The organism is Longispora urticae (assembly GCF_053902585.1).
In genome coordinates this window covers 25,139-42,518 of sequence record NZ_JAQZSH010000020.1, presented here as the reverse complement: position 1 = coordinate 42,518, position 17,380 = coordinate 25,139, and the positions used below count along the sequence as shown (strand labels likewise).

17 protein-coding genes are annotated in these 17,380 nt (G+C 73.7%); 4 read left to right on the top strand and 13 right to left on the bottom strand.

Features of this window, described 5'->3' with window-relative positions; translation table 11 throughout:
* Window positions 1-152: 152 nt before the first annotated feature.
* From PT931_RS10400 to PT931_RS10390, 3 genes are all read right to left on the bottom strand, one after another.
* The gene (locus PT931_RS10400; protein WP_456245509.1) at window positions 153-680 is read right to left on the bottom strand and encodes a hypothetical protein; all 528 of its coding nucleotides are present in this window, start codon (window positions 678-680) and stop codon (window positions 153-155) included.
* A 151-nt stretch (window positions 681-831) separates the two neighbouring features.
* Window positions 832-2,112 carry a delta-60 repeat domain-containing protein gene (locus PT931_RS10395; RefSeq protein WP_456245508.1) on the bottom strand — a complete coding sequence of 427 codons (1,281 nt, stop codon included), beginning with the start codon at window positions 2,110-2,112 and terminating at the stop codon, window positions 832-834.
* Window positions 2,113-2,135: 23 nt separating this feature from the next.
* Window positions 2,136-3,347 carry an MFS transporter gene (locus PT931_RS10390; RefSeq protein ID WP_456245507.1) on the bottom strand — a complete coding sequence of 404 codons (1,212 nt, stop codon included), beginning with the start codon at window positions 3,345-3,347 and terminating at the stop codon, window positions 2,136-2,138.
* Between the two features lie 461 nt (window positions 3,348-3,808).
* Between PT931_RS10390 and PT931_RS10385 the strand changes: the two genes are divergently transcribed.
* Complete coding sequence (locus PT931_RS10385; RefSeq protein WP_456245506.1) at window positions 3,809-4,198, top strand: hypothetical protein; 390 nt, start codon at window positions 3,809-3,811, stop codon at window positions 4,196-4,198.
* On the opposite strand, the gene fxsT is transcribed toward PT931_RS10385, so the two are convergent.
* From fxsT to PT931_RS10370, 3 genes are all read right to left on the bottom strand, one after another.
* Window positions 4,174-6,801, bottom strand: coding sequence for an FxSxx-COOH system tetratricopeptide repeat protein (fxsT, locus tag PT931_RS10380; RefSeq protein WP_456245505.1), 2,628 nt, complete (start codon window positions 6,799-6,801; stop codon window positions 4,174-4,176). The two genes, PT931_RS10385 and fxsT, sit on opposite strands and share 25 nt — an antisense overlap.
* A 155-nt stretch (window positions 6,802-6,956) precedes the next feature.
* Window positions 6,957-7,496 carry a gamma carbonic anhydrase family protein gene (locus PT931_RS10375; protein ID WP_456245504.1) on the bottom strand — a complete coding sequence of 180 codons (540 nt, stop codon included), beginning with the start codon at window positions 7,494-7,496 and terminating at the stop codon, window positions 6,957-6,959.
* A gap of 109 nt (window positions 7,497-7,605) precedes the next feature.
* Entirely contained in the window at window positions 7,606-8,040 is a 435-nt protein-coding gene (locus tag PT931_RS10370; RefSeq protein WP_456245503.1) for a MarR family winged helix-turn-helix transcriptional regulator, read from the bottom strand.
* 68 nt (window positions 8,041-8,108) lie between these two features.
* Here PT931_RS10370 and PT931_RS10365 point away from each other — a divergent pair, with 68 nt between their 5' ends.
* Window positions 8,109-9,224, top strand: a complete 1,116-nt coding sequence (locus tag PT931_RS10365) for a hypothetical protein (RefSeq protein WP_456245502.1) — start codon at window positions 8,109-8,111, stop codon at window positions 9,222-9,224.
* 128 nt (window positions 9,225-9,352) lie between these two features.
* Window positions 9,353-9,808, top strand: coding sequence for a hemerythrin domain-containing protein (locus tag PT931_RS10360; RefSeq protein WP_456245501.1), 456 nt, complete (start codon window positions 9,353-9,355; stop codon window positions 9,806-9,808).
* Between the two features lie 10 nt (window positions 9,809-9,818).
* Here the strand turns inward: PT931_RS10360 and PT931_RS10355 are convergent, their stop codons facing one another.
* The 7 genes from PT931_RS10355 to PT931_RS10325 form a co-directional block, all read right to left on the bottom strand.
* On the bottom strand, window positions 9,819-10,256 hold the full coding sequence (locus PT931_RS10355) for an NUDIX domain-containing protein (RefSeq protein WP_456245500.1): 438 nt from the start codon (window positions 10,254-10,256) through the stop codon (window positions 9,819-9,821).
* Window positions 10,257-10,390: 134 nt separating this feature from the next.
* Entirely contained in the window at window positions 10,391-11,125 is a 735-nt protein-coding gene (locus PT931_RS10350) for an alanyl-tRNA editing protein (RefSeq protein WP_456245499.1), read from the bottom strand.
* 111 nt (window positions 11,126-11,236) lie between these two features.
* On the bottom strand, window positions 11,237-11,521 hold the full coding sequence (locus PT931_RS10345; RefSeq protein ID WP_456245498.1) for a hypothetical protein: 285 nt from the start codon (window positions 11,519-11,521) through the stop codon (window positions 11,237-11,239).
* A gap of 224 nt (window positions 11,522-11,745) precedes the next feature.
* Window positions 11,746-12,273 carry a hypothetical protein gene (locus tag PT931_RS10340; RefSeq protein WP_456245497.1) on the bottom strand — a complete coding sequence of 176 codons (528 nt, stop codon included), beginning with the start codon at window positions 12,271-12,273 and terminating at the stop codon, window positions 11,746-11,748.
* Window positions 12,270-14,288, bottom strand: coding sequence for an RICIN domain-containing protein (locus tag PT931_RS10335; protein ID WP_456245496.1), 2,019 nt, complete (start codon window positions 14,286-14,288; stop codon window positions 12,270-12,272). Before PT931_RS10335 ends, PT931_RS10340 begins: the two co-directional genes overlap by 4 nt.
* A 236-nt stretch (window positions 14,289-14,524) precedes the next feature.
* Window positions 14,525-15,376, bottom strand: a complete 852-nt coding sequence (locus PT931_RS10330; RefSeq protein ID WP_456245495.1) for a spermidine synthase — start codon at window positions 15,374-15,376, stop codon at window positions 14,525-14,527.
* The gene (locus PT931_RS10325) at window positions 15,369-15,920 is read right to left on the bottom strand and encodes a GNAT family N-acetyltransferase (protein WP_456245494.1); all 552 of its coding nucleotides are present in this window, start codon (window positions 15,918-15,920) and stop codon (window positions 15,369-15,371) included. The genes PT931_RS10330 and PT931_RS10325 overlap by 8 nt, the downstream gene beginning before the upstream one ends.
* 140 nt (window positions 15,921-16,060) lie before the next feature.
* Here PT931_RS10325 and PT931_RS10320 point away from each other — a divergent pair, with 140 nt between their 5' ends.
* On the top strand, window positions 16,061-17,371 hold the full coding sequence (locus PT931_RS10320; protein WP_456245493.1) for a YcaO-like family protein: 1,311 nt from the start codon (window positions 16,061-16,063) through the stop codon (window positions 17,369-17,371).
* The last annotated feature ends 9 nt before the right edge of the window (window positions 17,372-17,380 follow it).

Below are 17,380 nucleotides of genomic sequence, written 5' to 3'. Positions count from 1 at the left end.
TCCTGACCAACCCCGCCCGACCCGTCACGGTCACAAACCCGACACCACCAACCACCTTCGGCACCGCGTGGATCGTGGGACGTCCGTCCAGGTGGGTCACCCCGGAGCGTGGCCCGCTGCGCGCATGGGGCCCCCGGGCTCTCCGCTGGCCCCTACACCAGGGCCGCGACGGCACCCCAGGTCGCGAATCCGAACAGGACCGTGCCGGCCGCCGCGCCCGTCACGGCGCTCTGGGTCAACCCCGAGACCCTGGCGACGGGTACGGAGGCGAGCGCCACCGCGGTCAGCAGCGCGCCGAGCGCGGAGAGGGACGGGCTCTTCAGCACCGGGGCCATCGGCCAGAAGTGCACGCCGACCACCAGGCAGATCCACGGCGCGAGGTACTGCTGCCGCCCCGACAGCGCGATCCCGACGGCACCCAGGGCGGCGATCCCGAACTCGATGCCGACGATGATCCCGTACTGCCGCATGGCCCCCGGCTCGCCGAGCGCGGAGCCCGTCGACCAGTTCCGCCACGCGACGACCCCGCCGACGGCGGCGACGAGCAGGCTGACCACCGAGCCGGCGGTCAGCGGGGCCTTCCAGCCCGTCGGCGGCCGTTCCTGCGCCCAGCCGAACCAGCTGGAGGCGAAGAAGCCCAGCACCGCCGCGGTCATCGCGCTGTCCCGCAGGTACGACATCGTCCGGTCCCCGTCCGTTGATCTTGGCCAACAGGCTACAGGGGTCCGTCGACGTGGGCCCGGGGAGCCGGTCGTCGGTTGCGTCCCGGACACCGTGGACCGCCGCACCGGCCCGGGTGCGGCGGTCGGTCCCTCGCGGCGGGGCCGCCGGTCACGGCAGTTCGAAACCGCCCAGCCGCGCGTGGTACTCGTGCCCCATGTACTCCGAGTCGCTGCCGACCAGCAGCCCTCCGGGGTACGCGACCAGGGCCTCCACCCCGACCCCCCGGTCCTTGGTCGGGTTCCACGGCAGCGCCTTGCCCGTCTCGGGGTCGATCGCGCCGATCCCGATCCGGGGCACCGCGCCGGGACCCCGGCTCTTGTTGCGGCCGTAGGTGTTGTCGAGCCACTGCTGGTGGCCGCCGACGTACACGGCCGTGCCGGTCACCGCCACCGACAGCAGCGTGTTGCCGCCCGTGTGGTTGACCCAGGTCGGGGCGTGCAGGCCGTCGCCCCCGGTCTCGAACCGGGCGGCCGTGTCGCACAACTTGTGGGGCTCGTTGAGGTGCCCGCTGGTGACGACCACGAAGTAGGAGCCGTCGGGGGCGAAGTCGAGCCCGCGCAGGTACGTGCTCGGCGACCAGATGCACGCCGAGTTCTGGTACGCGTGGGTGTTCCAGTCGCGCAGCACCGGCAGGTCCCCGGACACGTCCACGAGCGCCAGGTTGTACCGGTCCACGCCCTCGACCCGGGTGAACGACCCGTCGATCAGCAGCTGGGTGTCGTCCTCGGAGACGGCCATGTGCTCGACCCGGACCAGCCCGCCGGCCGGCCGCTCCAGCCCCAGCTCGAAGCCGCGGTCCGGCGCGCCGGTGGTGGCGTCGAGCCGGGCCAGCGCCGCGCGCCACACCCCGGAGATCTTGCTGAACCAGCCGGAGACGTACAGCCGGTCGCCCCGGGACACGAGGTTGTGCACCTCGCCGTCGGCGATCGTCCCCGCGAAGTCGGTGCGCACCGCGCCGGTCCGGACGTCCAGCCGGGCCAGGCCGCGGCGTTCGCCCCCGTTGACGGTGGTGAAGCCGCCGCCGACGTACACGGTGCCGTCCGCGCCGGCCGCCAGCGCGTACACCGTGCCGTCGAGGTCGGGGGCGAAGTCGGGCAGGATCTCCCCGGTGCCGAGCCGGAACGCGAACACGTGCCGGCGGTCGAGCGCCACCTGGGAGAACGCCGTCCGGACCCGGGTGAAGTCCCCGCCCACGACGGCGATGTCGCCGACGACCGCGATGGCGAACACCGTGCCGTCCAGGACGTGCGGGGTCCACTGCATCGGCCGCTCGGACACCACCGAGGACTGTGCCTCGTCGGCGGTGGCCGGGCAGGGGGCCATCAGGGCGGCGAGCGCCAGGGTGGCGGCGGTGAGCGCGCGGGGCGCGAGCCAGTCGCGATAATTCACAAAATGTACTGTATGCGATGAGTTCAGCGCGGTGTCGGAGCCGCGCCGGGGACCAGCAGGGCCAGTGCCGCCCCCGCGAACACGATCCCCGCGCCGAGATCCACGGTGGCCTGGACGCCCAGCGCCTCGCCGAGCGTCGCCCCGCCGAGCGCGCCGATCAGCCCCGCACCCGACTGGAGCGTGAGGTACAGGGCCGAGACCCGGCCGAGGACCTCGTCGGACGTACACCGCTGGAGGTGGGTGTCGATCTCCACGAAGGCGCAGACCGCCGGCGGCCCGAACAGCGCGAACAGCACGCCGGCCGCGACCACCCCCGGCGCGTTGAAGGCCGCGAGGAACACCACGCCCAGGGTGCCGAACGAGACCGCCAGCGACCAGCGGAGCGGAAACCGGCCCACGATCCGCCGGCTCAGCGGCGCGCCCACCACGAAACCCAACCCCAGAGCCCCGAGCAGCAGTCCGAGGGTACGGGAGTCCGCGCCCAGCACCCCGCTCGTGTACGGCACCAGCAGCGCGGTCAGCACCGCGTTGCCGAGGAAGAAGGCCCCCGCCGCCCCGAACACCGCCGGCAGCCCCGCCGTGCGCCGGACGTGCCGCCAGCCCGCCGCCAGCTCGGCGCGGAACCGCCCGGGAACGTCCCCCTCGGCGCGCGGCGGCCGCACCGGATCCGGCGTCCGGATCCCCGCGATCAGCACCGCCGACACCAGGTACGTGGCGACGTCGATCGCGACCATCCATCCGAAGCCGACCAGGACGTAGAGCGCGCCGCCCAGCGGGGCACCGACGAGCCGGACGACGCCCCGGGCCAGCGCGCCGAGCGAGTTCGCCGAGACCAGGGCCGAGTCGCGGCCCACCAGGGCGGGGACGAGCTTCTGCCGGGCCGGGACGAAGAACTGGCCGACGGCGCACTCCAGGGCCAGTACCAGATAGATCAGCCAGACCAGGTCGGCGCTGCGGACCGTCAGGAGCAGGGCCATCGCGCCCGCCCGGAGCACGTCCGCGCCGATCATCACCGACCGGGGGCTCCACCGGTCCACGAACACCCCGGCCACCGGCCCGACGAACAGGGCCGGCAGGGTCTCGGCGACGACGGTCAGGCCCGTGGCCAGGGCGGAACCGGTGAGGTGCCAGACGAAGTACGGCGCGGCCATCACCAGCAGCCAGTCGCCGAGACTCGACAGCACCAGCCCGCCGAGCGAGAGCCGGAAATCCCGGTACCGCAACGCCTCCCACATGGCACGACTCCCCCGTCGTTAGCACTCTCAGGTCGAGAGTGCTAACCATGCCACCCGGCCGGCACGCGGACAAGACCCGGCGGGACCACGAACTCCGATGGATAGGGCGGGTTCGGAAAAGTGTTCTGAGTTCGCCCGAATCCCAGCCGGACATCGGACAGCGCCAGTCCGGGGACAACCGTCCATGATGGACTGTGTGGCCGGCGGGTCCGAAACCGTGCGGCCGTGTTCCTGTCTGAGGGGATCAGGGCGCGGCCGTACGGGATTCCCGGGCCGTCGAACTCGCCCGGGTCACCGATCTCTCCGCCGGGTCCGCATGGGCTATCGTCAGGGCCGAGCCCCTTCGAGTCCGGGAGAACACCGTCAAGGTCGAGGAGTTCGTCACCCTGTTCTCGGCCGGGATCCGCACCCAGGTCGACTGGCCCGCCGTGCTCCGCGCGGGCCCCCGCGTCGTCTCGACCGTGTCCGCCTCCCGCGACGACCTGGGCGGCCTGGCGACCGTCTGGTACGTCGACGACAAGGGCCGTCACGCGGACTGGAACACACCGTCGGCGCGGCCGCTGCTCGTCCGGGACGCCGTTCGGCACCGCGCCGGCTGGCCGGAGTCCCGCACCCTGGGGGTCAGCCACTTCATGCGCGGCTACGCACGCGGCACCGAACCGGCGCTCCTCCTGCTTCCCGCGATCACCGTGCCACGGGTCGGGCCCCTACTGCTCGACTCCACCCACCGGAGCTGCGCCGCCTATGCCGCCAACGTGGACGTCCGCCTCATGATCGTCTCGTTGGAGGGTCCGCTGGACAGCCGGCACCTTCCGGACCTCAGCCACTACCGGTCCGACGGCTCCGACTGACCGTCGCCCGCCAGAACGGCGGCCCGCGCCCGGTCGGCCCGCCGGCGCAACTCGGCGGCCGCGTCCTCGTCGTCACGGTCACCCGCCAGGTCCGCCAGGTCCTCCAGCAGCGACACCACCACCGGGTGCGCAGGGCCGTAGTTGCGCTCCATGATCCGCAGGGCCCGGTCGAGCGTGGACTCCGCCGTCGACCCGTCGCCCATGTCCCGGTGGAGCAGCCCGAGCTCGATCAGCGCCTCGGCCACGTAGGGGTGGCCGGGGCCGTACACCTGCTCGTAGACCTCGAGCGCGTCAGTGATCAGGGGTCCGGCGGCCGCGTGGTCGCCCATGCCGCGCAGCGCGGCGCCGAGCCGCTTCCTGCCGAGCGCCGTGGACGGGTGCCGGTCGCCGACCGACTTCGCGTAGCCCGCCACCACGTCGACCAGAACCTCGTGCGCAGCCTCGTGGTCCCCGAGCCGCAGGTGCGCCAGTGACAGCATGTCCCGCAGGTTCGTGACCACGAAGTGGTCGTCTCCGTACAGCGCGGCCATCACCTCGACACCGCGGACCAGACGGTCCCTGGCCCTACGGACGAGTGACGGGTCCCGCCGCAGGAACCCGATGTCGATCTCCACGAGGCCCATCGCACCGTCGAGGGTGGCCAGGAGGTGGGCGGGCCCGCCGTGGTGGACCAGGATTGCCCGAGCCTGCCCCATGACGGCCAATGCCTCGATCGGCCGGCCCTTCCGCATCAGCGTGGCGCCCAACGCCTCGTCCACCGCCACCACGCGCTGGTCGTTGGCGTCCCAGACCACCCGCGCGATGGCCCGCGCGCGCTCCAACGCGCGCTGGGCCTCGTCCAGCTCGGAGAACTCGATCAGGATCTTGCCCAGCCAGAGCAGGGTGTCGATCAGGTCCTCGTGCCGCGGGCCGAGCACCCGCTCCTGGATCACGAGCGCCGTGGCGGCGGACCGGCGGGCCGGCTCCAACGTCGCGAGGCGGTAGAACAGGCGCGCCTGGTGCGCCAGGGACTGGGCGTGCTCGCGGCTCTCCTCCCCGTGGAACCGGGCACGGAGCGCGACGGCGGAGGCGATCAGGGGTTCGGCGTCGGCGTAGCTGGACCGCTCCAACAGGTAGCCGCCCGCCCTGTCGAGCAGCTCGCAGAGCCCCTCGTCGATCCGGTTCCGGACCGCTCCACCCGGGCGCCGGGCGTCCCGCAACCGTTCGGAGTGCTCCTGCACCGCGATGACGTGCGCGACGAGCCTCGCGCACAGCGGCCAGGTCGCGCTGTCGGCGACCTGCCGGGGAAACGCGTGGCACAGCAACGCGGTCGCCTTCGCCAACCAGGAGCGCTCTGTGCCGCGCCCCAGGTGCAGTCGCACGACCGCCTGCACGAGCCGGTGCACGTCGATGCGGTCCACCTGGGCCTTCACCAGGGAGTACCCGGCCAGGGCGCCGACGGCGAGGTCGACAGACACCGGTTCCGCCAACGCCCTGCCCAGGGAGCCGCCGAGACGGGAACCGTGATCGGTCAGCAGCGACCGCGGGAAGTCCTCCGGCGCGACCATCGCCAGGAGCGACATCAGGTCATCGGCGGCCGGAGCCAACTCGCGGGCCCGCGCCAGGGACAGCGCCCACGTGCCGGCGACCGCGCCGGTCCGCGGATCCGGCGTGTACCGCGAGAGAACCTGGGCCAGGGAGCTGGTGAGAAGCCGCTCGTAGTGGCCGAGCGTGATCCGGCTCTGGGCCACGTAGGACGCGGCGTGGTCCAGAGCGAGCGGCAGGCGTCCGAGCTGCCGGGCGATCGTCACCGCCGCCGCCCGGTCCCCGTCGCCCGTCCGCTGGGTCAGCAGCGCCACGGCGTCCTCCAGGCCGAGGACCTCCAGTTCGATCGCGTCCTGCGGCTGCACCAGTTCGTGCCAGTCGGCCAGGCGCGAGGTGATCAGGATGTCGCCCGCGGCACCGGACGGCCAGTACTTCGCGAGGACCTCCCTGTCCTCGGCGTTGTCGACGATCAGCAGCCAGTCGTCCCGGGCGCGCAGTTCACCCAGCAGGGTCAGCATCGCGGCCTTCGCGTCCGAACCGACGTCCACGCCCAGTGCCCGGGCGAGTTCCAGGAGGTCTTCGGTCAGGTCCGGGGTCCGTTCCGCCCGCACCAGCCACGTGATCGCGTACCGGCCCGCCGAGCGGTACGCGTACTCGACGGCGGTCGTGGTCTTGCCGACACCGCCGAGCCCCCACAGCACACAGCTCCGCGGCCGGCCGGCGGAGTCCGGGCCGTGCAGGACACCGTCGACGCTCTCGAGGATCTCCGCCCTGCCGACGAACCTGGTCGTGCGGGGCGGAAGGTTCGTCGCCGTCAGGAGGCTCCGGTCGGCCGCCGCCCGCTCGGTCCCGCTCCGGGAGGCCCCGGAGTGGCGCAGCGACTCCCGCAGCGCGACGAAACTCAGGACGGCCGCCACCACCGAGCTGAAGCCCGCCAGCCAGAGTTGGGACCGGGTGGGGTCCGGCAACTGCGCGAGGAAGCCGGCGAGGGTGCCGGCACCCGCGAGCAGCGAACCGAGGGCGGACAGCAGGCGGTGCGCCCAGTTCGGGGTCGAGCGCGGCAAGAGCCTCGCTGGCATGGGCTGTCCGCCTCCGCGTCACGGTCGACGCGGCCGGTGCGATTGTCTGTCCACAGCCGACGTCCGCGTTCGGGGGCAGCCTAGTCACCCGCCGTCGGGAACACAGTCGGATAACCGCCAGCCGTCCGCCCGCGGCACCCGGCGTCGTCCCTCGGCTAAGACCGGCTCCGCTGGGACGGGATCTCGGCGTGGGCCGCCGCGAGCGCCAGGTACCCCTCCGCGTTGGCCTTGATCAGTGACCGCTCGTCCTCGGTCAGCTCGCGGCGCACCTTCGCCGGCACCCCCGCCACCAGCGACCCGGCCGGCACCCGCATGCCCTGCGGCACCACCGCCCCGGCCGCGATCAGCGAACCGGTCCCGATGTGCGCGCCGTTGAGCACGGTCGCGCTCATCCCGATCAGGACGTCGTCCTCGACGACACAGCCGTGCAGGACGGCGTTGTGGCCGACGGTGATCCGGTCGCCGAGCACGGTCGGGAAGCTCGGGTCGGCGTGCAGGGTGCAGTTGTCCTGGATGTTGGTGTCCGCGCCCACGGTGATGGCCTCGGAGTCGCCGCGCAGCACGGCGCCGTACCAGACGCTCGCGCCCGCGCCGAGCGTGACCGCGCCGAGGACGACGGCGGTGGGGGCGACGAACGCCGTGGGGTCGACATCGGGCGTCCGGCCCGCGACGGCGGCGATCAGGGGGGTGGTCATGGTGCTCCATCCGGGGTCGGTGGCCGCGCGCGCGGCCGTGTCGGGACATTCTGCGTGCCCCGGGAAGCGGGCCGGGCGGCCGGGGTGGGGTTCTATGCTGCGGGGGTGACTACCGCTCGGCGGCCAGCGTCGCGAGCACCCGGCGGAACGCCGCCCAGTCGTCGGCCCCGACGGCGGACCGCCAGCGCGCCTCGGTCTCCTCGATGATCTCCAGGATCCGGCCCTGGAGCCGCAGACCGCGCTCGGTCGGTCGGACGATCCGGGCCCGCCGGTCCCTCGGGTCGGTCTCGACCTCCAGGAACCCGGCCTCGCGCATGGCGGCGACGAACTCCCCCAGCGACTGCTTGGTCATGCCCACCCGGGGGGCCAGTTCGGTGGGGCGCATGCCCTCGGGCGGGGTCAGGGACAGCAGCCGCAGGTGGGAGCCGCGCAGGTGGTGCGGCTCGTCGGCGACCTCGGCCTCCATGGCGCGTTTGGCGACGCTGAGCGCGGCGCCGAGCAGGTCCAGCACGTGCGGGCGCGGTTCGCCATTGACCAAACTCATAAGGCAGCCTTACCATCTGGGTATATCGTCAGGTAGCCTTACCTTACTATCTTCCCCGGTGGTGCGCCATGGTCACTGAACTCCCCGAGTCCGAGCTGCGGTCGGCCGTCGCGACCCTGCTGGGCGGCCCCGTCGACCCCGGGCCGTTCACCACCGAGCCGGTCGCGTACGAGTCCGGCTCCCCCGCCACCGGCGACCTGCTCCGGGTCCGGGGCACCGCCGCCGACGGCCGGGCCTGGTCCGTGTTCGTGAAGGTGCTCCAGCACGCCCGGCACTGGCCCCGGCTGGACCAGGTCCCCGCCGAGGTCCGCGAGTGGTTCGTCCGGGACTTCCCGTGGCGCCAGGAGCTCGACGCCTGGGAGGAACCGTTCGCCGGGCGCCTGCCGGCCGGGGTCCGGGTGCCCGAGCTGTACCGGCTGACGGAGCTGCCCGACGACCGCGCGCTGCTGTGGATGGAGGACGTCGACGCGGTACCCGACGCGGAGTGGACCCCGGAACTGTTCGCCCGGGCGGCCTACGCGCTGGGCGGGCTCGCCGCCCTGCGCAGCACGCCCGAGGTGCTGGCCAGCACGCCGCTGCCGCCGGGCTTCGCCCTCCGGGTGTACGTGGACGGCAGGGTCCGCCAGGCCGCCGTGCCGGTGCTCTCCGACGACGCCGCGTGGCGCCATCCGCTGCTCGCCGACGTCGACGACCGGCTGCGGGCCGACCTGCTGCGGCTCGCCGACGCGCTCCCCACCGTGCTCGACCGGCTCGACGCCCTGCCGCACGCATTGCCGCACGGCGACGCCAGCCCGCAGAACCTGCTGGTCCCCCGGGGCGCGCCCGACGAGTTCGTCGCCATCGACATCTCCTTCCAGTGCCCGCTGGCCATCGGCTTCGACCTCGGCCAGCTGCTGGTCGGGCTCGCGCACGCCGGACACCTGCCCGCCGCCGCGCTGCCCGGCATCCACGCCACGCTGGTGCCCGCCTTCGTCGCGGGCATGCGCGACTCCGGCGTCGACGCCGACCCGGCCGACGTGACCTACGGGTACGTCGGCGGTCTGGTCGCGCGCGCCGCGTTCACCTCACTGCCGTACGAGCTGCTCGGCGCGCCGGTGACCGACGAGCTGCGGGCGCTGTTCCGGCAGCGTGCGGCGCTGTGCCGGTTCCTGGCCGACCTGGGCCTGGAGCTTCTCGACCGCTAGAACACGACCCGTCAGACGGGTACCGGCACCCGGGCCGCTCCGACGCCCGGCCACCGACGCCCCGGTCCGTGTTTGCCCGGGGCGCGGTCCGGGTAGGCGGGCGTGGTGGGGACCCGGGGAGGTGGACCATGGACGCGGTGACCGCGATCATCGACGACCACGCGCGGCTCACGGCACTCATGCGGTGCCTGCGCGACCACGAGGCCGAGCCGGTGACGGTCCTGGCGGAGCTCCGCGCGCGGCTCGCGGCGCACACCGTCGCCGAGGAGGAGCAGGTCTACGGCACGCTCCTCGACCTGGACGCGGCGGAGGGGTACGCGGTCCGGCACGGGCTCGACGAACACCGGGACGCCGAGTACAAGCTGGCCGCCGCCCAGGCCGCGGTCGGCACGGCGGGGTTCGACGCGGTGGTGGCCGAGTTCGTCGACGCCGTCACGCGCCACCTGCGCGAGGAGGAGTCGCGGATCCTGCCCGACCTGGCCGGGGCCGTCCCCCGCGACCGCCTGGAGCAGCTCGGCACCCTGTTCGAGGACCGCCGCCTGTCCGAACTCGACGACGCCGGCTTCGGGTACTCCGCCGGCTGAACCGGGTCGGTCAGGCCTGGTCCCAGTCGGCGACGCTCAGGGTCTCGCCACTGTCGAGCAGCTCCAGCCCGCGCACCGTGTTCGGCGACGTGTTCTCCGGCGGCTCCTCCATCGGGAACCAGCGGACCTCCGCGCACCGGGTCGGGTCCGCGTTGATCGGCGTGTCCTGCACCGCCGGCACGCTCAGCGCGTGGAACACGAACGCCATGTTGGCCCGCTCGGGGCCGTGCCTGCGGTGGATCACGCCGACGAACTCCAGCTCCTCAGCCGTGAGCTGCACGCCGACCTTCTCCCGGGCCTCGCGGATCGCCGCGGTCAGCACGTTCTCGTCGCCGGCGAGCGGGCCGCTGGGCACGGACCACTGCCCCGTGCTCTTGTGCTGGGCGAGCAGCACCTCCTCGTCGCGGGTGAGGATGATCAGGACGCCGAGCGCGTGAAGATGGGCCACGCCGACAAGGCTACGACCACCCACCGGCCCCCGCCGCCCGGGACCCGCCGCGCCACCCCGACGGGAGTGGCGCCAGGCCGCGACGCGCCCGCCAGCCCCCGGCCCCCGCGCGGCCGGCCGGGGAGGACGGCGGGTCAGTCGACGACGCGGATGCGTACCCGACGGTTGGCCTTGCCCTTGTTCTCGACCTTGACGAGCTCGATCCGGCCGATCTGCCGGGTGGAGGCCACGTGCGTGCCGCCGTCGGCCTGGGTGTCGAGCCCGATGATGTCGACGATCCGGATCTCCTCCTCGCCGGGCGGGATCAGGTTCGTCTGGGTGCGGATGATGTCGGGGATGGCGAGGGCCTCCTCGCGGCCCAGCACCCGGACGTCCACCCGGCGGTCGGCGGCGATCTCCACGTTGACGGAGGCCTCCAGCAGCGCCTTGAAGTCGGCCGGCACCTCGGGCAGGTTGAAGTCCATCCGGGCCTCGCCGGGCTCCATGTTGCCGCCGGTGACGAGGGCCCCGAAGTCGCGGAACACCACCCCGCACAACAGGTGCAGCCCCGAGTGGGTCCGCATCAGCCGGCTGCGCCGCTCGTCCGCGACGGCCCCGGTGACGGCCGTGCCGACCGGCGGGAGCGGGTCGCCCTCGGCCGGCAGCAGGTAGAAGTCCTCACCCTTGCGGGTGCCGACGATCCGGGTCTCGACACTCTGCCAGAGCAGCACGCCGTGGTCCGGGGGCTGGCCGCCGCCGCCCGGGTAGAACGCGGACCGGTCCAGCACGATCCCGTCGGGACCGGACTCCAGGACGACGCAGTCCCAGGTCCGCAGGGTCGGGTCCAGCAGGTCGAGGCGGTCGGTCCGGCCGTGGTGTGTGATCCCCATCTCAGCAGAGTATCGCGGGCCGCGCGGCCGCCCCGCGGCGGTGACCGGGTCGACGGCCCCGGTGGGTCCGGTGGGTGGCACCGGCATCAGGCCGTCGTCCACTATGGCCGGTCAGCCGCCCTCGGACGGTGCCGGGTACCTCGGGTGCGGTTCGTCGCGCGGGTCCGGATCCCGTGGGGCCAGAAATCCGAAGATGTCCGACGACTCCTCGGGGTCCGAGGCCTCCGGCGCCACCGGGACGCCGGGCGGGTCCGGACGCTCGGCCGCGGCCCCGGGGCACACCACCCCGCTGTTCGGGCGGAGGCGTCTCGGCCGGTGCCGGTCCGCGTCCGCCCACGCCGAGTCGATGGTCGCCAGCAGCTCCTCGATGCCGCCGGACGGGTGTGGTGCGCTCATCAGCTGTCCTCGCCTCCGTGCCGCAGGGTCGCGGGCTCATCCTCACCGACGCGGGCGGGGCGGGATCGTGACGCGACGAGCGGCCGAGGACCTCGTTCGCCATCTGCGAGACGGGGTCCCGGGGCGTGTCCGGGCAGGTCGGTGGTTCGTTGGAGGTGAGTCGTCGGGAACGCCGGACGCGGTCCGCCGGCACCCTGGGACCTGGGTGCCGCCGGACCGCGGGGTCACCGGCGCGCGGCGCGCACCTTCATGACGACGCCGCCGATGACGAGTACCGCGAGGATGGCCGCCACGGCGTACGGGCCCCAGTCGAAGCCCTCCGTCCCGCCCTGTCCGGCCGGTGCGGCGACCTGCTTCTCCTGGAAGACCAGCACCGGCTGACCGGCGACGGCCTCGACCCTGGCCTGGGCGTACGCGGCGACCGGCGCGCCGGCCTCCACCGAGACGTCCCAGACGCCCGCCGGCAGCGCGGTGGCCGCGACGAGCACCCCGGGCCGGCTGGGCACCGCGCTCAGGTAGTCCGGGCCGGCGAGCCGACCGTCGGTCGAGGACGCCGTGACGACGGCCGCGATGCCCTCGAGCACCGGGTGGTCGTCCTCCACCCAGGTGCCGGCGATCTCCAGCCGGCCCTGGGCGTCGGCGGTGATCACCAGTCGCATCTGCTTGCCGTGCGCCCAGCCCGGCTCCGCCCCGAGGAGGGCGGAGGCCAGGCCGAGCGCGACGGCGAGCACGAACCCGATGAGTCGTCTCACGAGGAGGTCAGGCTCCAGCGCTGGGCGCGGGCGTGGGACGGGGCCTGGAGTACCAGCTGGCCGCCCTCCCCGATCCCCACGTCGAACCCGCCGAGGGTCAGCGCGTACCCGTCGGGGTTCAGGGTGAGCTTCCACCGCTGACCGACCGCCTGCGCGTCGCACGACTGCTGGACGAGCGGCACGCCGGCCGCCGCCTGCCCGAGGGCCGACACGCACTTGCCGCTGGCCACCGAGCGGATCTGCACGGTGTCCCCGGCGGCGGGTACGAGGACCCAGCGCTGGTTGGCGTAGCCGTGCGGCGCGTACGCGATGATCGGCGCGCCGTCGGTGCGCCGGCTGGCCGTCAGGTCGACGTTCTGCCCGGTGTACGCGTTGGCCATGGTCAGTTCCTTGCCGGTCGGCGCGCTGGCCGAGGCGGTGCGGAACGTGACCTCGGGGGCGTACGCGGCCGAGCCGACCGTGATCGCGACCCGGTACTCGGTGCCCGGCCGCAGACCGGTGACCCGGACGGCGGTGGACTGCGTGGTGCCGATGGCCCGGCCGTTGAACACGACGGTGTAGCGGGTGCCGGTCGCGCCGGCGGGCCAGGTCAGTCCGACGCTGGTCTGCCGGATGTCGCGGACCGTGACCGTGGGACGCGGGGTGCCGGACTTCGTCGGGGACGGGCCGACCGTCTGGGTGGGCTGCGCCGACGCGCTCGGGCTGGGCTTGCCGGTCGGCTTACCGGTGGGCGACGGCCCGGCGCTGGCCGACGGGGACGGCGACGGTGACGGGTTCGGGTTCGGACCGCCGGTGCCCGTGATCAGCCAGCCGCTGTTCGCGACGTTCCAGTTCGAGGCGAGGTAGCTGCCCGGCTTGGCCGACGTGGTGAAGTAGTCGTCGTTGTTGCAGTCGAGACGGTCCTCGTTGGCCTTGTCGGTGCACACGGTGCGCATGACCGTGCCCGCGCCGTCGTTGTAGCACATGAGGTCGTAGTCGTCGGTGCAGTGCCCGTACTCGGTGTGGTTCGGCGAGTTGTTCTGCACCGAGCCGAGGTTGTGGGTCAGTTCGTGCGCGGCGACGCCGGCGCCCCAGCAGCCCGAGTCGACCCGGGAGTAGGAGGCCACGTTGTTGTTCGTGTTCTCCTGGCCGGGGCGGTGGTCGGTGTAGAGGGTGCCGATGCCGCAGTACACCTTGGACTCCGCGAACATCACGTACTTGCGGTCCTTGGCGGCGTACCCGAGCTTCTTCAGCGCGTTGATCGTGGCGTCGAAGTTGCCGAACGAGCCGGCCGGCAGTTCCACCGCGAGCACGTCGACCGTGCAGTCGGGGGTGGTGACGAACCGGACGTGCCGCGAGCCGCCGGTCTGCTGGGCGCTGGCGTCGTAGATCTTCTCGATGCCGGCGGACCAGGTGCGGAACGAGTTCACGTACTCGTTGAAGCGGCTGGCCTTGCCGGACTCGTAGCCGTACAGCATCTGCACGCGCTTGCCGGTCCGGCCGTCGCCGTCGCACACCACGCCGGAGGCGGCGGGCGTGATCGGCGCGCCGGGCGGGGTGTCCGCGGCGGCGACCAGCGGGCTGTCCCCGGTGACGGGGGCGAGCGCGCCGACGCTGGTGGCCAGGTCGGTGACCGACGGCAGGGCGAGCACGCCGGGCGCGGGTGCCTTGTCGGCGGGCTTGGCCGGGGCGACCGGCTTGACCTCGCCGCGCGGGTTCAGGCCGGCCGGGGCCGGGTCGGGGCCGTGGCTGCACAGGTCGGAGCCGCCGACGAGGTACTCGCCGACGCACTTGTTGCCCTTGGGCGCGGGCCGCAGACCGTCGAAGACCAGACCGGCCCCCGGGTCGTCCGCGGGCACGCCGATCAGGGGCTCGGGCCCGGAGGCCTTGGCGCTGATCAGATCGCCCCACGAGCTGTCGGTGAGTGTGGGGGTGACGGACAGTCCCAGCACGGCCACGAGGCCGGTGACGAACAGTATCCGCCGGAGACGACGCTTCTTGGGTGCCGCATGGTTGCGCGGCAGGGGGGATGACACTCGATACCCCTTAGGAGAGGGAGTGAGGGATCGGTCACCGGTCACCTTATGGTCGTTTCAGCCAGGGTCGAAACGTCCTTAGAGAGATTTAAAGACCGGACCAACCACCACCTCGGGGGGTACGGATCCCGTGACGCTCGGTGAGATTCAGCGGGTCCCGGACGTGACGGAACGTGGGTACGACAGCGGGCCGGGCGGCATGCACCGGGCCCGGTGTGCACGCGCTGTGACCACCGTCAGCCGGCGAACATGCCCTTCGGCGGGGCCGGCGAGGGCACGGCCCCGGCGTCCGCGACCGGGCGCGCGCCGGCGGTGAAGCGGTCCAGCTCCGCCCCGTGCAGCAGCCGCGCGGGGAACGCGTCCCGGGCCGCCGCCGTGGACAGTTCCGCCACGGGCAACGGGTCGGAGCTGGCGACGAGGACGACGTTGCCGAACCGCCGGCCGCGCAGCACCCCGGGCTCGGCGAGCAGGCACACGTCGGCGAACACGGCCCGCAGCGTGGCGACCTGGCCCTTGGCGAAGGTCAGGGGCGCGCCGTCGGCGAGGTTGGCGACGTACCGGCCGCCGGGGCGCAGGACACGGGCGACCTCGGCGGCGAACTCGGTGGACGTGAACGGGGCGGGCACCCGGGAGCCGCCGTAGACGTCGGTCACGACCAGGTCGTAGCGGGCCGGGCCCGAGGCCTCGACCGCCGCGCGGGCGTCGCCGACGCGGACCCGGATGTCGGCTCCCCTGGGGGTGGGCAGCACCCGACGGACCAGCGCGACCACGGCCGGGTCGAGTTCGACGACCTGCTGGGCGGAACCGCGCCGGGTGACGGCGGTGTACCGGGGCAGGGTCAGCGCGCCGCCCCCGAGGTGCAGGACCCGCAGCGGCACGCCGGCCGGCGCGGTGGCGTCGACCACGGAGGCGAGCCGGCGCATGTACTCGAAGTGGATCGTCGCCGGGTCGTCCAGGTCGACGTGCGACTGGGGGGTGCCGTCGACCCGCAGCGTCCAGCAGCCGGGCTGGTCGGCGTCGGGGACGAGTTCGAGGTGGCCGTGCTCGCTGGGTTCGCCGATCGCGGCGGGGCCTCGGGTCCTACCCACCGAGGGTCCCGGGTTCGGGGGTCCAGTGCTCCGCGAGCAGCCCGAACAGCACGTCGTCGGTCCACTCGCCCTTGATCCAGGTGTACCCGGGGCGCAGCCCCTCCCGCCGGAACCCGACCCGTTCGAGGAGCCGGGCGGACGCCCCGTTGCGCGCGTCGCACTCGGCGGACACCCGGCGCAGGCCCCGGCCGAACAGGTCGGCGAGCACGGCGCGGACGGCCTCGGTGGCGTACCCGTGGCCCTGCCGGTCGGCGGCGAGGGTGAACCCCAGGTCGGCCTGCATCCGGTTGTCGTCCAGCCGCACCCCGACGTCCCCGACGAGGCACCCGTCGGCCCGCAGCTCCACCGCGTACTGGAACCAGCCGGACTCCGAGGGGTCCCCGGTCGCGAAGGACCGCGCCAGCGCCCCGGCGTCGGTCTCCGACAGCGGCGGGGTCCACGTCTGGTAGCGGGCCACGGCGGGGTCGGACCGGTACGCGGCCAGCGCGGGGGCGTCCGCGGGCCGGAAGCGGCGGAGGATCAGGCGTTCGGTGTCCAGGAGCACCCGAGCAGTATGCCGCGTGTGTCCGGGACGGTTCCCGCACCATCTGACAATACATTGACAGTGATGATTCTCTCCGGGCGGCGGGCGTTAGCGTGACCCCGACAACGTGAGCCGAGCGCACATTTCTCCGGGGAGGGCCGATGCCGGTGGGCGGGCTGGAGAGCCTGGTCTCTCCGTACGGGCTGGTCGGGCAGGTGGCCCGGCTGCAGATCGCCGACGGGGAACCCCGGTTCCCGGTGGTCAGCGGCAGCGTCGGCGACCTCGGCGCGGTCCTCGACACCCAGGCCGGGTTCGCCGCGCACGACCCGGGCATGGGCAACATCGACGGGGCGGGCGGCGACCTGGACCCGGAGCGCGCGGCGTTCCTGGCCATCGCGGAGTCCCTGGAGCGGTACTCCTCCTGCGCGTGGCGGCCCGAGCGGATGGTCTGGGCCAGCGCCCGGGACCTGGGGGTCGACCTCGCGCGCTGGCCGGCGTGCTCGGCGGCGGAACTGGCCGACCCGGGCGGCACCCTGCTGGCTCAGGATCCGGACGGTCCGATGCGCTGGGTCGAGGGGTACTCGCTCACCCACGACCGGCCGACGTACGTGCCGGCGCCGCTGGCCTGGCTGAAGAACCCGCCGCAGTCGCGCGCCGAACGGTTCGCGCACATGGTGTCCACCGGCTGCGCCACGCACACCGACCCGGTCGCGGCCGTGGTCGGCGGGCTGCTGGAGGTCGTGGAACGCGACGCGATCACCCTCGCCTGGCTGCACCGGCTCCGGCTGCCCCGGCTGGAGGTGCGCCCCGGCGAGCTGACCGCCGAGCAGGAGCGGGCGGTCGCGCGGGGCACCGTCGAGCACCTGCGCACCGTGCTGTTCGACGCCACCACCGACCTGGGGATCCCCGTGGTCTACGGGCTCCAGCTCGCCGACCACGACCCGGCGCTGGCCCAGCTGGTGTCCGCGACGTGCGACCCCGACCCGGGCCGCGCCGTCGCCAAGCTGTACCGGGAGGCCACGTCCGTCCGGATCGCGCTGCGCAGCATGATCGCCACCGGCGCCCGGGACTACGCCGCCGACACCGTCAGCGTCGTCGCCGGGGCGCTGCGGATGGGACGGCGCGAACAACGGCCCCGGTTCGACTTCCTGCTCGACGGCGAGCGCCCCGCGCACACCCTCGCGGACCTGCCCCGGCCGCGCTCGACCGACCCGACGGCGGTGCTCGGCTGGCTGCTGGACCGGCTGTCCGCGCGCGGCTGCGAGGCGATCGTCGTGGACCTCACCACCGACGAGGCCGCCCAGGCCGGCTCGACCGTCGTGCACGTGCTGGTACCCGAGCTGATGCCGCTGTCCTTCGACCCGTACGCGCGCTACCTCGCCCACCCCCGGCTGTACGACGGGCCGGCGCGGATGGGACACCCGACCCTGGCGGAGGAGGACCTGAACCGTGACCCGCAACCGTTCGCCTGAGGAGGGGCC

What these genes read in the sequence shown, in the direction of transcription:
- PT931_RS10365 (WP_456245502.1), top strand. Translation starts at nt 8,109, where the DNA reads ATGGTCACTGAACTCCCCGAGTCCGAGCTGCGGTCGGCCGTCGCGACC.
- PT931_RS10375 (WP_456245504.1), bottom strand. Translation starts at nt 7,496, where the DNA reads ATGACCACCCCCCTGATCGCCGCCGTCGCGGGCCGGACGCCCGATGTC.
- PT931_RS10320 (WP_456245493.1), top strand. Translation starts at nt 16,061, where the DNA reads ATGCCGGTGGGCGGGCTGGAGAGCCTGGTCTCTCCGTACGGGCTGGTC.
- PT931_RS10350 (WP_456245499.1), bottom strand. Translation starts at nt 11,125, where the DNA reads ATGGGGATCACACACCACGGCCGGACCGACCGCCTCGACCTGCTGGAC.
- fxsT (WP_456245505.1), bottom strand. Translation starts at nt 6,801, where the DNA reads ATGCCAGCGAGGCTCTTGCCGCGCTCGACCCCGAACTGGGCGCACCGC.
- PT931_RS10370 (WP_456245503.1), bottom strand. Translation starts at nt 8,040, where the DNA reads ATGAGTTTGGTCAATGGCGAACCGCGCCCGCACGTGCTGGACCTGCTC.
- PT931_RS10390 (WP_456245507.1), bottom strand. Translation starts at nt 3,347, where the DNA reads ATGTGGGAGGCGTTGCGGTACCGGGATTTCCGGCTCTCGCTCGGCGGG.
- PT931_RS10400 (WP_456245509.1), bottom strand. Translation starts at nt 680, where the DNA reads ATGTCGTACCTGCGGGACAGCGCGATGACCGCGGCGGTGCTGGGCTTC.
- PT931_RS10360 (WP_456245501.1), top strand. Translation starts at nt 9,353, where the DNA reads ATGGACGCGGTGACCGCGATCATCGACGACCACGCGCGGCTCACGGCA.
- PT931_RS10345 (WP_456245498.1), bottom strand. Translation starts at nt 11,521, where the DNA reads ATGAGCGCACCACACCCGTCCGGCGGCATCGAGGAGCTGCTGGCGACC.